Origin of the sequence: Bacillus fungorum, assembly GCF_002746455.1 — a bacterium.
In the GTDB taxonomy this organism is placed as follows: domain Bacteria; phylum Bacillota; class Bacilli; order Bacillales; family Bacillaceae_G; genus Bacillus_A; species Bacillus_A fungorum.
In genome coordinates this window covers 73,558-86,419 of record NZ_NWUW01000001.1, presented here as the reverse complement: position 1 = coordinate 86,419, position 12,862 = coordinate 73,558, and the positions used below count along the sequence as shown (strand labels likewise).

The 12,862-nt window shown below is 35.8% G+C and carries 14 protein-coding genes; all 14 read right to left on the bottom strand.

The features are described from left to right. Positions 1-91 precede the first annotated feature (91 nt). The 14 genes from cccA to CO726_RS00425 all read right to left on the bottom strand — a co-directional run bounded on the left by cccA (position 92) and on the right by CO726_RS00425 (position 12,861). Positions 92-448, bottom strand: coding sequence for a cytochrome c550 (gene cccA / locus CO726_RS00490; protein ID WP_000828145.1), 357 nt, complete (start codon positions 446-448; stop codon positions 92-94). Positions 449-833: 385 nt separating this feature from the next. Next, the gene (rpoD, locus tag CO726_RS00485) at positions 834-1,961 is read right to left on the bottom strand and encodes an RNA polymerase sigma factor RpoD (RefSeq protein WP_000764060.1); all 1,128 of its coding nucleotides are present in this window, start codon (positions 1,959-1,961) and stop codon (positions 834-836) included. Positions 1,962-2,020: 59 nt separating this feature from the next. Further along, positions 2,021-3,817, bottom strand: a complete 1,797-nt coding sequence (gene dnaG / locus CO726_RS00480; RefSeq protein ID WP_000528216.1) for a DNA primase — start codon at positions 3,815-3,817, stop codon at positions 2,021-2,023. Positions 3,818-3,899: 82 nt separating this feature from the next. Beyond that, positions 3,900-4,070: a DUF188 domain-containing protein gene (locus tag CO726_RS32925; RefSeq protein WP_220389081.1), complete on the bottom strand. Its 171-nt coding sequence runs from the start codon at positions 4,068-4,070 to the stop codon at positions 3,900-3,902. Between the two features lie 599 nt (positions 4,071-4,669). Then, positions 4,670-5,482, bottom strand: a complete 813-nt coding sequence (locus CO726_RS00470) for a pyruvate, water dikinase regulatory protein (protein ID WP_060632300.1) — start codon at positions 5,480-5,482, stop codon at positions 4,670-4,672. Between the two features lie 29 nt (positions 5,483-5,511). Next, positions 5,512-6,144: a transcriptional regulator CcpN gene (ccpN, locus tag CO726_RS00465; protein ID WP_099683232.1), complete on the bottom strand. Its 633-nt coding sequence runs from the start codon at positions 6,142-6,144 to the stop codon at positions 5,512-5,514. A gap of 107 nt (positions 6,145-6,251) precedes the next feature. Beyond that, entirely contained in the window at positions 6,252-6,998 is a 747-nt protein-coding gene (gene recO / locus CO726_RS00460) for a DNA repair protein RecO (protein ID WP_063222930.1), read from the bottom strand. Positions 6,999-7,031: 33 nt separating this feature from the next. After that, positions 7,032-7,175: a YqzL family protein gene (locus CO726_RS00455; protein WP_000883924.1), complete on the bottom strand. Its 144-nt coding sequence runs from the start codon at positions 7,173-7,175 to the stop codon at positions 7,032-7,034. 176 nt (positions 7,176-7,351) lie between these two features. Continuing rightward, positions 7,352-8,257 (bottom strand): GTPase Era, encoded by a 906-nt coding sequence (gene era / locus CO726_RS00450; RefSeq protein ID WP_048531222.1) that lies wholly within the window; start codon positions 8,255-8,257, stop codon positions 7,352-7,354. After that, entirely contained in the window at positions 8,250-8,648 is a 399-nt protein-coding gene (locus CO726_RS00445; RefSeq protein WP_098760889.1) for a cytidine deaminase, read from the bottom strand. The genes era and CO726_RS00445 overlap by 8 nt, the downstream gene beginning before the upstream one ends. Positions 8,649-8,747: 99 nt before the next feature. Then, a complete protein-coding gene (locus CO726_RS00440) occupies positions 8,748-9,101 on the bottom strand; it encodes a diacylglycerol kinase family protein (RefSeq protein ID WP_060632302.1) in 354 nt (117 codons plus the stop codon). Continuing rightward, positions 9,098-9,568 carry an rRNA maturation RNase YbeY gene (gene ybeY, locus CO726_RS00435; protein ID WP_000054692.1) on the bottom strand — a complete coding sequence of 157 codons (471 nt, stop codon included), beginning with the start codon at positions 9,566-9,568 and terminating at the stop codon, positions 9,098-9,100. The genes CO726_RS00440 and ybeY overlap by 4 nt, the downstream gene beginning before the upstream one ends. Beyond that, positions 9,565-11,709 carry an HD family phosphohydrolase gene (locus tag CO726_RS00430; RefSeq protein WP_099682986.1) on the bottom strand — a complete coding sequence of 715 codons (2,145 nt, stop codon included), beginning with the start codon at positions 11,707-11,709 and terminating at the stop codon, positions 9,565-9,567. Before CO726_RS00430 ends, ybeY begins: the two co-directional genes overlap by 4 nt. Positions 11,710-11,901: 192 nt before the next feature. Then, positions 11,902-12,861 carry a PhoH family protein gene (locus tag CO726_RS00425; protein WP_098760891.1) on the bottom strand — a complete coding sequence of 320 codons (960 nt, stop codon included), beginning with the start codon at positions 12,859-12,861 and terminating at the stop codon, positions 11,902-11,904. Between the last annotated feature and the right edge of the window lies 1 nt (position 12,862).

Below are 12,862 nucleotides of genomic sequence, written 5' to 3'. Positions count from 1 at the left end.
ACAACAATTCACATCTCTATCATTCATCGTATTTTAGAAAATATAGAAAAACAAGCCCCTTGCATAAGCAAAAGGCTTGTAATACGGAACTTTATTTTTTCTTCGATAACCAATCAGCTACTTTAGCGGCTTGATCAGCTGGAACTATATTCGGTGGCATATTTCCTTTTCCTTTCGAAAGAATTTCTTTAATTTCATCCTTTGAAAGTTTCCCACCAATTTTTTGTAAATTAGGTCCTACCGCCCCTTGTAACTGATCACCGTGGCAGCTCGTACAACTTTGCTTCACAATATCCTCTGGCTTTGATGCTGTTTGTGCTGGCTTCCCGCCATTTTTTGCATCAGCTAACTCTTTAGATTTATTTAGCCCCTGAAATGAAAATACAAACATAACGATAATACCCAATGCTGCAATAAGAGCGAACGGAATCAGCGGATTACGTTTCATATCTCTTCTCCCCCCTCTATACCCCTAAATAGTTAGATGATTCAGTCATTTCCATTGTACTTGAAAACGCTCTATCAGAAAAGAGTAAACTACTAATCGTTAAAAATATTCCATAAATTCAGTTTATTGTTTTTTATTGTTATATCGCTTATTATTTCGATAATTATTAACGTTTCTCATCATATTTTTCACTTTTCTACATATATTTTTGTATAGAATAAACAAAATTAATCGAAAAATCGAAAAATGAGCATTTGCAAATCAAAAGACAATTCTGTAAAATAAATTACAAGAAATTGTAATCGTTGCTGACAGCTAAAGTTTAACAAAAATTAACAAAATAAAAAAGTTTACTTCACAAAGGTGAAGTAAACTTAAAGGTAGCCTATTCTAAGAAATCCTTAAGACGCTTACTACGGCTTGGATGTCTCAATTTACGAAGTGCTTTTGCTTCAATTTGACGGATACGTTCTCTCGTTACGCCGAATACTTTCCCAACTTCTTCAAGCGTACGAGTTCGTCCATCATCTAAACCAAAACGAAGACGTAGAACATTTTCTTCACGATCTGTTAGTGTATCTAACACATCTTCTAATTGTTCTTTTAGCAATTCATACGCTGCATGGTCCGCAGGCGATGTTGCTTCTTGGTCTTCAATGAAATCACCTAAATGGGAGTCATCTTCTTCACCAATCGGTGTTTCAAGAGAAACTGGCTCCTGTGCAATTTTCAAGATTTCACGTACTTTTTCTGGAGCAAGATCCATTTCTTCACCAATCTCTTCAGGAGATGGTTCACGTCCTAAATCTTGTAATAATTGACGTTGTACACGAATTAACTTATTAATCGTTTCAACCATATGAACTGGGATACGAATTGTTCTTGCTTGGTCTGCAATCGCACGTGTAATTGCTTGGCGAATCCACCAAGTTGCATACGTACTAAATTTGAAACCTTTACGATAATCGAACTTTTCAACCGCTTTAATTAGACCCATATTCCCTTCTTGGATTAAGTCTAAGAAAAGCATACCACGGCCCACGTAGCGCTTTGCAATACTTACTACAAGACGTAAGTTTGCTTCTGCAAGACGACGTTTCGCTTCTTCATCGCCTTCTTCAATACGCGTTGCAAGTCGAATTTCTTCTTCTGCAGATAGTAAATCTACACGACCAATTTCTTTTAAATACATACGAACAGGATCGTTGATTTTAACCCCCGGTGGTACACTTAAATCATTGAGGTCGAATTCTTCTTCCGATTTTGCTATTTGGCGATTATTAGGGCCTTCGTCGTTGTCATTGTCGCCAACTAAGTCAATCCCTTGTTCACCTAAATATTCATAGTATTCATCCATTTGATCGGATTCAATTTCAAATCCATTCATGCGTTCTGCAATCTCTTCATATGTAAGAACGCCACGTTTTTTTCCGAGCTCAGTGAGTTGTTCTTTCACTTGCTCAAGGGTCATTTCAGTTTCAATTTGTTTAGAACGAGCTGGTTTGTCAGCCATCTGTTCCCCTCCTTACGCGAGATACAAACATTCATTATACTAAAAATTTATCAAAAAAGCTATTTTCTCGCTTTTTGATTTTGTAAATATGCTACATAATATTTAGCAGCCTCTACAGGATCTGTTTTTTCCATTTGTTTTATCTTGAAGATGATTTCCATCTTTTCAAGTTTTTCTTGATGACGTCTAAGCGTCTCCAAATGGCCTTGTAACACTTCTTCTGTGTATTCTGGATTAATAAATTCATCCGTCGAAATATCAGTAATAATATTTTTCAACTTTTCATCAGAGAGCCAACTTAAAAATGTTCCGACTGAAGGTTCATTTCCCTTTTCATAATATGCGTATAGTTCATATAAAATCCCTTTATGTTCTTCTGTATGAAAATCTTCTATGTGGGATTCCATACGAACGGCCACTTCTGGACTTTGCAACATATGGTAAATAATTTCTCTTTCTGCCCTTTCAAAACCTGTTAACTTCGGTTTTGTTTGAACAATTTGAGACGGCTTAGAAACCTGCTTTACTTGTTTTTGCTGTACCTTTTGTTCTTTGCGATATTGGTGCAATTGATTCAAAAGTGTTTCCATTGAATACGAAAATTCTTGCGATAATGACTTCAAATATGATTCTGCCTGCATCGCATCTTGTAACAACGATAACTCTTTTAAAACACTTTTCACATACTCTTCTTTGCCCGACTCATCTTGCAAATTTTTCCCTAAACGCAAATAATTTATTTTAAAACCAACAAAACTTATACTTGATTTCACAAGATTTTCAAAAGCAGTTGTCCCATATTGTTGCACATATTCATCAGGATCAAGCTTATCTGGCAAGGATGTAACTTTCACTTGGCAACCAACTTGCAACAATAATTGCCCTGCTTTCATCGTCGCTTCTCGCCCTGCTTTATCACCATCATAGCAAAGAACAACAGTTTCAACGTTACGTCGCAGAAGTTTTGCTTGTTCTTCAGTTAAAGCTGTTCCCATTGTCGCAACAGCTTCTTCCACACCACTTTTTACCGCAGCTAGTACGTCAGCATACCCTTCAAAAAGGACCACTTGCCCACGTTTTCTAATAAACGGCCTTGCTTGGTGGAAGTTATACAACAATTTACTTTTGTGAAAAATCGGTGTTTCTGGGCTATTTAAATATTTCGGAGTGTCATCTCCTAGCGCCCTTCCACTAAACGCTATCACTTTACCTTGTAACGTATAGATTGGAAACATAACTCTTCCACGGAAGCGATCATAATGACTACCATCCTTCTCGCTTCTTATGAGAAGACCAGCTTGTTCCATACTTGATAGCGATAAACCTCTTTTTTGTAAAATTTTCGTTGCTGCATCCCAAGCAGGTGACGCATAACCAATTTCAAACTTCTCAATCATCTCTTTTGTAATACCACGTTTTAACAAATACGAAAGTGCTTCATTTCCTTCTTCTGTATTTACTAATAAATGATGATAATACTTTTTCAAAAGTTCATGAGCCTGTTGCATGATGACAGTGTCATCAGATATGTCTTCTTGTTGTCCTTGCCCTGATGTATACTCTGCAACCGCAATTCCATTTCTTTCACCTAGCTTTTGAACAGCCTCAGTAAAAGCCAGTCCTTCCATTTTCATTAGAAAGGAAAATACATTTCCACCTTCTCCACATCCGAAGCAATGAAAAATTTGCTTATCAGATGAAACAGAAAATGAAGGAGAATTCTCACCATGAAATGGACAAAGGCCGAAATAGTTACGCCCCTGTTTTCTAAGTTGAACGTATTCACCAATCACTTCTACAATATCGGATGACGTCCGAATCTGTTCAACAACTTCTTCGGGAATTCTGTTCCCCATAACTCCATCTCCGTGTCGTAATTTGTATTCGATATAAATTTAAAAATTCCTTTATAATTCGACAATATTTTTTCTAAACTTATTAGAAAGTGTTGTCGATCACGTTATCAAACGATTTTGCAGACCCTTTTCTGCGTAACTTCGCAGATACGTACCTACTATATAAAATTGTATCCATTTGCTCATCTGTTACAAATGTACCTCCTAGAGACAATACATATGCATTTTTTACAAGAAGACTAGCAAGCACCATATCCTATGTGATCACGAGATCTGTTTCTTTTGCATGTTGATACATATAAAGAAATCAACTTTAGCTTATTCAGTATCTGCATAGATCCAATTTTCCTTGCCGCTTCCTTAAACAATGAGCATAAGATGTGACAAACAAAATTTCGACATGACATTTCGTTCCAACTTGCACAATTTTCAGCCTTCACAGGATATGCATCTGCATCAACTCATACCATATTGATGTTTTGCATATTTCTGTATTCTACATCCCTTCTGCGAATCCTTCCATAATGTGCGTTTTCTTGTATAGATTTTGTCGATTTAACGTAATTACATGTCTTTTCTTAAATCCTATCCCTAGTTTATTCTGAAAAATTAAAGTCTAAACGTAAAATATAGGTTTTTATCACAATTTTTTATTATAATATATTTTCTTCAACTACGCTACATATCCCTTTATTTTTTCATCTTCTATTTCAGGATAACGAAACCTCGCCTTTAACATAATAAAAAGACAGAAGAATATAAGTATAACCACTCCGCTATCATCTATTACGAAATCAACAGGCATTGTGTTTCTCACGAGCGAAAAAAGCACATTCACCTTTGGTAAATGTGCTAAAACATTTTTTGGTTTTGCACTGCATTCACAATAATGTTAGCTGTTTCTTCAATCGCTTTATTCGATACATCAATTACTTGACAATTTATTTTACCAACTACATTCTCAAAGTGATCAATTTCTTCTTTAATACGATTAATATTGGCATATGTTGCACCGTCACTTAGTCCAAGTGATTTCAATCGCTCTTTTCGAATATGATTCAACTTATCTGGCGTAATTTTCAAACCGAAGCATTTTTCTTTAGCCACTTGATATAATTCTTCAGGCGGATCTACCTCTGGCACGAGTGGTACATTGGCAACTTTCAAACGTTTGTTATGAGCTAAATATTGAGAAAGTGGTGTTTTTGATGTGCGCGAAATCCCAATCAACACGATATCTGCTTTTAAAATACCACGTGCATCTCTACCATCATCATACTTTACAGCAAACTCAATTGCTTCAATCTTTTTAAAATATTCTTCATCTAATCTACGAACAACACCCGGTTCATATCTCGGCACTTGCCCTGTAATTTCTTCAATTTGATCGATCAGAGGCCCGATAATATCATATGCCTCTACGCCTTCTTTTGCAGCCTCTGTCACTAAATACTGACGCATGTCAGGTTTTACTAACGTAAAACAAATAAGCGCTTGATTGCTCTTAGCAATCGAAATCACTTCTTTTAATGTCCCTGTATCTTCTACATACGGTACACGTCTAATATCAGGAGCAAATGGGAATTGCCCCATTGCTGCTCGAACAACCAAATCAGCCGTTTCTCCGACAGAGTCAGATACGACATATACGATTTTATTATCCATTACATTACCTCACTTTAAACAAATTACACTTATTCGTTATTTACTAAGTTTACAAACGCACGTGTAATATTTGTTTTTGTAATTCGTCCAATCACTTCTAAACCTTGTTTCGTATCTTTTACAACTGGCATCGCATCAATCTGTCTTTCTATTAATTCCATCGCAATATCATATAAAGAATTTTCCCTACGACACATCGCAATGTTTGGCATCCTTGTCATGATAATATTAACCGGAAGAGAGGTTAAATCCTGCTTTCCTAAGCTAGCTCGTAATAAATCTTTACGAGATACAACACCAACTAATAGAGTCGATTGATCTACAACGAATAATGTACCTACATCCTCTAAAAACATCGTACAAATTGCATCGTATACTGATACATTTTTATCAATTACAACTGGTCTAGATTGATAATCTTGTACTTTAATTTTCTTAACAGCTTCAGATAATAGCTGTCCCCCAGTTTTTCCCGTATAAAAATAACCTACGCGTGGACGCGCTTCTAAATAACCAGCCATCGTTAAAATTGCTAAGTCTGGTCTTAGCGTTGCACGTGTTAATCCCAATTGCGCAGCAATTGACTCCCCTGTAATAGGACCGTGATCTTTTACAATCTGAATGATATGTTCCTGCCGTTTATTCAGCTCTATGATAATCACCACCTTTAATGCACAACGAAAAAAGTTATACTATCTCTTAAATATTATATACTAAATATGCTATTCGAAAAAGATAGGATGTAAAAAGGACCATATATGGCCCCAAATTATATTTGAAACTTATCAAGTTGTTCTAAGAAACGTCTTGATTTCAAATAAATCCCGCAATATTCATCATAATATGTATTCAACACTAAACGCATTTGTTTTTTTGTGCTATCCTTCACTGATACATTGCCAAGTCTATGTAAATCGAAGTGGTAGAAAAGACGTAATAATTTATGAACGGCTTCCCCCACTGGTATACGATACTGATCTTGCTCAGCATGACGCGAGCACAGAAAACCGCCTTCCCGGACAGAGAAGGCGACAAAATCTGTTTCTTGATGACAAATCGCACATGTATCAAAGTACGGGCGCATCCCTAATACCGGAAGCATTTTCGTTTGATAAATTAATGATAATACTTCTGAATCAACACCCTCACACATGTAATGCAACGTTTGATATAACATCTCAAATAAATATGGATTATGTTTTTTATCTTCTGTTGCTTTATCAGTTAACTCAACAATAAATGATGCATAAGCAGTTAAAAATATATCCTCGCGAATTTCTTTCATAGTTGAAATAATCTCGCCTTGTTGCAAGGTTCCAAGTCCAGATCCCATTTGAATAAGAAAATGACCATGTGTCATAAGTTGCGAAACAGATGCTAACCGGCTTTTCGGTTTTTTCGCTCCTCTTGCCATTGCACTTACCTTACCAAGTTCTCTTGAGAATATTGTAACAATCTTGTTCGTTTCTCCGTAATCTGTCGTACGGATAACGATGCCCTCAACTTTTTGAAACATGTTCGTCACCATCCAAGGTTTGAACAAAACGGGTCAAGAAATTGGAGAGTCTAGATGCGCTAGCTCCTCTTCATGTTGATCCATCTCATCGTTTACGTCTTTTTCCATTTCTTTCAAAAGCAAATACGTTTCAATGCTTCCTGTTTTGGAGAAAAACTTCCAGGTAAAATCTAGCATAAGAATCCACCTTTCTCAATAAGCGTAGCCTATAAACCAATTTCCTTTGTTGTTATTAAATTGACCCATTTTGTCCATTTTCATGTGAGAAAAATTTTTCCTAATTTATCAAAACTCATAAAAACCAATAATCAGCGGATGAACAAAACATCCGCTGATTACAGCTTTACTCTATTTTAGTACTCGTCTTCGCGGAAACCAAGGTCTCGAAGCTGAGACATTTTATTACGCCAATCTTTTTGCACTTTTACCCATACTTCTAAAAATACTTTAGAACCAAGTAATGCTTCGATATCAAAACGAGCTCGCTTACCAACTTCTTTTAACATCTTCCCTTGTTTTCCGATGATAATCCCTTTTTGCGATGGACGTTCAACAACAATCGTTGCATTAATATAAACTGCCCCGCCTTCGCGTTTTTGAATTGCATCGATAACAACAGCCACAGAATGCGGCACTTCTTCACGTGTTAAATGTAGTACTTTCTCACGAATAAGCTCTGCAATAATAAATCTCTCCGGATGATCCGTTACTTGATTATCTGGGTAGTATTGTGGTCCTTCTGGTAAATACTTTTTAATCGTTCCAATTAAAGCGTCCACATTATTACCATCTAATGCAGAAATCGGTACAATCTCTGCAAACTCATGTAGTTTGCGGTATTGATCAATTAACTCTAATAACTGCTCTGGATGCAATTGGTCAATTTTATTAATGACTAAAAATACTGGTTGTTTCGTTTCTTTTAATTTCTCAATAATAAATTCCTCACCACGACCAAAGCCTTCAACTGCATTGACCATAAATAGAACAATATCAACTTCTTTCAATGTCGTTTGAGCCATTTTCACCATAAAGTCGCCTAGCTTATGTTTAGGTTTATGTATTCCTGGTGTATCAATGAAAATTACTTGTGAATCATTTTCTGTATATACGCCTTGAATTTTATTACGAGTTGTTTGTGGCTTGTCACTCATAATGGCAATTTTTTGGCCGATAATACGATTTAAAAATGTAGATTTCCCAACATTCGGTCTGCCAATAATAGAGACAAAACCTGATTTATAACCTTTTCTATTCATGTAAATCCTCCGCTAAAAATGCTCCTGGTAACAGTTCTCCAACTGTCGTCTCTTGAACGTCACCATGTAAATTTGATAGGTATACTTTCGTATCCTGTTTACATAATTCTATCATAACTTGTCGACATGCTCCACAAGGAGGTACTGGACGCTTTGTATCCGCCACAATCGCGATAGCTACAAACTCTTTATCTCCTTCAGAAACCGCCTTAAATAAAGCTGTTCTTTCTGCACAGTTACATAAGCCATATGATGCATTCTCAACATTACATCCACGATACACTTTTCCATCTGGTGTTAATAATGCTGCACCTACTTGAAATTTAGAATATGGTACGTACGCTTGTTTACGCGCTTCGATTGCTTCTTGAATTAATTGTTCACTATTCATATTCCCGCATCCTTCCTGTTCACAGCTGTGAATAGATACACTCTCTCATTAAAGGCCTTTACGGCACTTCCAAAGCTTAATAAAAGCTTTGGAATGCAACTATACCACATACGGTAAAAAGATAATAGCACCAATTATAACAGCTATTATAGCAAACAATAAAACTGCTCCCGCTGCGACATCCTTTGCAATTTTCGCAAACGGATGTATATCGGTAGTCGCTAAATCTACTGTTTTTTCCACAGCTGTATTTACCATTTCTAAACTCATTACAATTCCTATTACAATAAGTAAAACCATCCACTCTACTTTCGTAATATGGAAATAAAAGCCGCAGCATATAACAATGACTGCGGCTAAATAATGAATTTTCATATTTCTTTCGTGACGAAGGCAAAAGAATACACCTGCTATAGCATACCCAAAACTATCTATAAGTTTTCCTTTTTTCATCGTCCTAATCCAAATGCTTCTAAAATTTCTTTTTGTCTTCCAAACATTTCTTTTTCATCTTCTTCTGTCATGTGGTCATAACCAAGTAAATGTAAAAAGCCATGTAACGCTAAAAAGCCAAGTTCACGATCAAAAGAATGTCCATACTCTTCAGCTTGTTCTTTCGCTCTCGGAATAGAAATAATAAGGTCACCTAACATACGCGGCATCTCTACACCTACAATTTCCATTTCCCCTTCTCCCATTTCTTCCATAGCAAAGGAAATGACATCAGTAGGCTGATCCTTATCTCGGTAATCACGATTAATCTCGCGAATGCGTTCGTTATCTACAAATGTCACTGATAACTCCGCACCATCCTCTATTTTTTCCATTTGAGCTGCTTTTCCTAATATCTCTCGAATTAAATTCACATATTCTTCTTTCACTTCTTCTGTTTCATCAATAAAATCAATTAATAAACTCATTCTTTCTCCTTCTCTTCCGGTGGTTCCGGATATGTAATACGCGAATGGAAAATACCATTTAACGTTTCACATAACGTTTTTCCAACGATTTGTAGTTCTTTAAATGTCAAATCACATTCACTAAATTGCCCATCTTGCAGACGATCTTTAATAATACTTTGTACTAAATTATTAATTTGATCTGGCGTTGGGTGATTCATAGAACGTACCGCCGCCTCTACACTATCAGCAATACCAACAATTGCCGATTCTTTAGAAGTTGCTTTTGATCCCGGATAACGGAACATCTCTTCTGTATATTTTTCTTTATCTTCTTTAATCGCCTTATAATAAAAATATTTAAGTAGTGTTGTACCATGATGTTGTCCAGCAATATCAATAATTTCTTGCGGAATATGGTATTCTTCGAGCATTTTCACTCCATCTGTTACATGAGCAATGATAATATCTTTACTCGTCACAGGATCTAATTTATCATGTGGATTTTCAATTCCCATCTGGTTTTCAATAAAGAATTGCGGTTTTACTGTTTTTCCTACATCATGATAATACGCCCCTACACGCGCTAATACACCATTTGCTCCAACTGCTTCACAAGCCGCCTCAGCAAGATTCGCTACCATTACACTATGGTGATATGTTCCTGGCGCTTCTAACAAAATTCTACGCAAAAGCGGATGATTCGGACTTGATAATTCCATAAGCTTCATACTTGATACAATTCCAAGTCCACTTTCTAAATATGGTAATATCCCCATAGCTAAAACGGATGAGATAACTCCTGAAAGGGAAGCCATTAATAATTGCGTACCAATTTCAAGAGGTGAAAAATTCCCATTACGTAATAATAATAACGCCGCCAAGACGACTACATTTAAGATAGAAACGAGTATACCAGCTTGTAAAATCATCGTACGACGATTTTTTTCTCTTAAGAAAATACTCACTGATAATGAACTTAATAACACATAAATACCTACACTATAATTTAGTGTACTTGTTACTCCTTCATTAAACATAATACTTCCGCACACAGAAAAAATCATACTTGTTAAAAATACAAACCGATCACCAATCATTAGTTTTACAAGTATTGTTCCCATCGCAACTGGGACAACATACGCAATTCCTGCATATTCAAGCTTTTGAAACAAACTAATAATTTTCATTAAAACAATCGTGATAGACAAAATTGTGATATACGCTAAAATGTACGGTCTATCTTCTCTTTTCCGCTGTAAAAACACTTCAAATTGCTTATGCATAAAGTATAGTAACACACCAATGAGCACCGCTAATCCAACATAAGGCTGAAAACTATTACCTTTCTCTAATAAACCGACTAATTTCAACTGATTATACATATCACTTGAAATTGTTTCACCTTCTCTAACAATAACTTGTCCTTGAAGAATGTAAACAGGTGGAACTAAATCTTCTTCCGCTTTCTTCTTCTCTTTCGTTACAGCCGGATCATAAAAATAATTTGCTGTAATCGCATATGATCCTAGCGCATTAACAGCTTCCTTCAATCCGCTATTCACATTTAGGCTTTTCATTTCATTAACAAATCGCTCTTTTGCTGCCATTTCTTCAGACATTTTAATATTTCCACCCATAATAACACTAACAGACGTTAAAGCAGCGTTCTTTGCTAATTCTAATTGATCCTGTTCTGAATTAATAAAGTATAATAAAATCTCATCAGATAGTTCCTTTGTTAAATTAGCTGGCAACTTCTTCTTCAACTTTTCTAATTTATTAGCATCTGTCATCTTTTTTTGCTCTTCAGGTCCAGCAGCTTTCATCTCCTGAATTACTTCATTTACCTTAGCAAAAACATCATTTACAATATCAACTCTATTTTGTTTATATTCACTTCTATATGTATATTGATCCCCGACTTTTTGAGCGGCCTCTTGTTTTTTTCTGTCCGTTATAACCTTATCTTCAATTTTAATAGGAGAGTGAATTGTTTTTTTCGCAATAGAATACATATCAACATCTAATTGCTCTGGTTTCACATTATTCATAAGTGCAAAAAACAGCACTGCTCCTAATAAAACGTAAGAAATCCAACTTAGTTTTTTCGAATGTTGTAAATTACGAAACCACTTAGAAATTTCTTGAGATCTTAACATGATTTCAATACCTTCTCCTCTCCAGAAATAAAGTGAAACTATTTATAGCTTTCATTTCTTCTAACCAACGATACTTTTAGGTAACATTTTATACACCAGTACCTATAGTTTATTTCTCTTATCTTTTATGATAGTAAAAAATATGCCGTTCGCCAACCTTAATACAAAAAGAAATGATCCTGACAAATAGGATCATTCCATTTTATCATATGCCTCAATAATACGTTGCACCAGTGGATGCCTCACAACGTCCGTTTGTTCTAATGTAATGAATGAAAGACCTGATACATCAGATAAAATGTTAGCAGCTAGCGTAAGCCCTGATTTTACCCCTTTTGGTAAGTCTACTTGTGAAGGGTCCCCCGTAATAACCATTTTAGAACTAAAACCTAATCTTGTTAAAAACATTTTTATTTGTGCACCCGTTGTATTTTGTGCTTCATCTAAAATAACAAATGAATCATCGAGCGTACGCCCCCTCATATAAGCAAGAGGTGCGATTTCAATTACACCTCTCTCCATCATACGCTGCGTATATTCTTGTCCAAGAATATCGTGCAGGGCATCATACAATGGACGTAAATACGGATCTACCTTCTCTTTCAAATCACCTGGTAAAAAACCTAAACTTTCTCCAGCTTCTACAGCCGGTCTTGTTAAAATGATTTTCTTTACATACCCTTGCTTTAAAGCTCTTACAGCCATTACTACAGCTAAGTATGTTTTCCCAGTTCCAGCAGGTCCTATTCCAAATACAATATCATTTTTCTTCATTGCATGAATATATCTTCTTTGCCCCATTGTTTTTACACGAATGGATTTACCTTTTGCCGTTTTAAAGATTTCTTCCTCATATAACTCTTCAAATTGAGCAATTTTCCCTTGTTGTGCGAGCTGAATTGCATACGCAACATCTCTTTCTGTAATTGATACACCTTTTCGAATAACAACAAGTAATTGCTGTAAGATTTTTTCTACGAGTGTCACAGTTTCAACTGCTCCAGATGCATGAACAGTTTCACCTCTAGTTACAATCGATACATTCAGTTCCCGTTCAATTACTTTCAAATGAGCATCATTGACTCCAAAAAGAGCGATTGCTTCGTTAGTATTTTCCAATTGTTGGTTCATTTCTACTAATTGTTCTGCCATT

Coding starts and splice junctions, on each gene's coding strand:
- cccA (WP_000828145.1), bottom strand. CDS start 448: ATGAAACGTAATCCGCTGATTCCGTTCGCTCTTATTGCAGCATTGGGT.
- rpoD (WP_000764060.1), bottom strand. CDS start 1,961: ATGGCTGACAAACCAGCTCGTTCTAAACAAATTGAAACTGAAATGACC.
- dnaG (WP_000528216.1), bottom strand. CDS start 3,817: ATGGGGAACAGAATTCCCGAAGAAGTTGTTGAACAGATTCGGACGTCA.
- CO726_RS32925 (WP_220389081.1), bottom strand. CDS start 4,070: ATGGTGCTTGCTAGTCTTCTTGTAAAAAATGCATATGTATTGTCTCTA.
- CO726_RS00470 (WP_060632300.1), bottom strand. CDS start 5,482: ATGGATAATAAAATCGTATATGTCGTATCTGACTCTGTCGGAGAAACG.
- recO (WP_063222930.1), bottom strand. CDS start 6,998: ATGTTTCAAAAAGTTGAGGGCATCGTTATCCGTACGACAGATTACGGA.
- CO726_RS00455 (WP_000883924.1), bottom strand. CDS start 7,175: ATGCTAGATTTTACCTGGAAGTTTTTCTCCAAAACAGGAAGCATTGAA.
- era (WP_048531222.1), bottom strand. CDS start 8,257: ATGAATAGAAAAGGTTATAAATCAGGTTTTGTCTCTATTATTGGCAGA.
- CO726_RS00445 (WP_098760889.1), bottom strand. CDS start 8,648: ATGAATAGTGAACAATTAATTCAAGAAGCAATCGAAGCGCGTAAACAA.
- CO726_RS00440 (WP_060632302.1), bottom strand. CDS start 9,101: ATGAAAAAAGGAAAACTTATAGATAGTTTTGGGTATGCTATAGCAGGT.
- ybeY (WP_000054692.1), bottom strand. CDS start 9,568: ATGAGTTTATTAATTGATTTTATTGATGAAACAGAAGAAGTGAAAGAA.
- CO726_RS00430 (WP_099682986.1), bottom strand. CDS start 11,709: ATGTTAAGATCTCAAGAAATTTCTAAGTGGTTTCGTAATTTACAACAT.
- CO726_RS00425 (WP_098760891.1), bottom strand. CDS start 12,861: ATGGCAGAACAATTAGTAGAAATGAACCAACAATTGGAAAATACTAAC.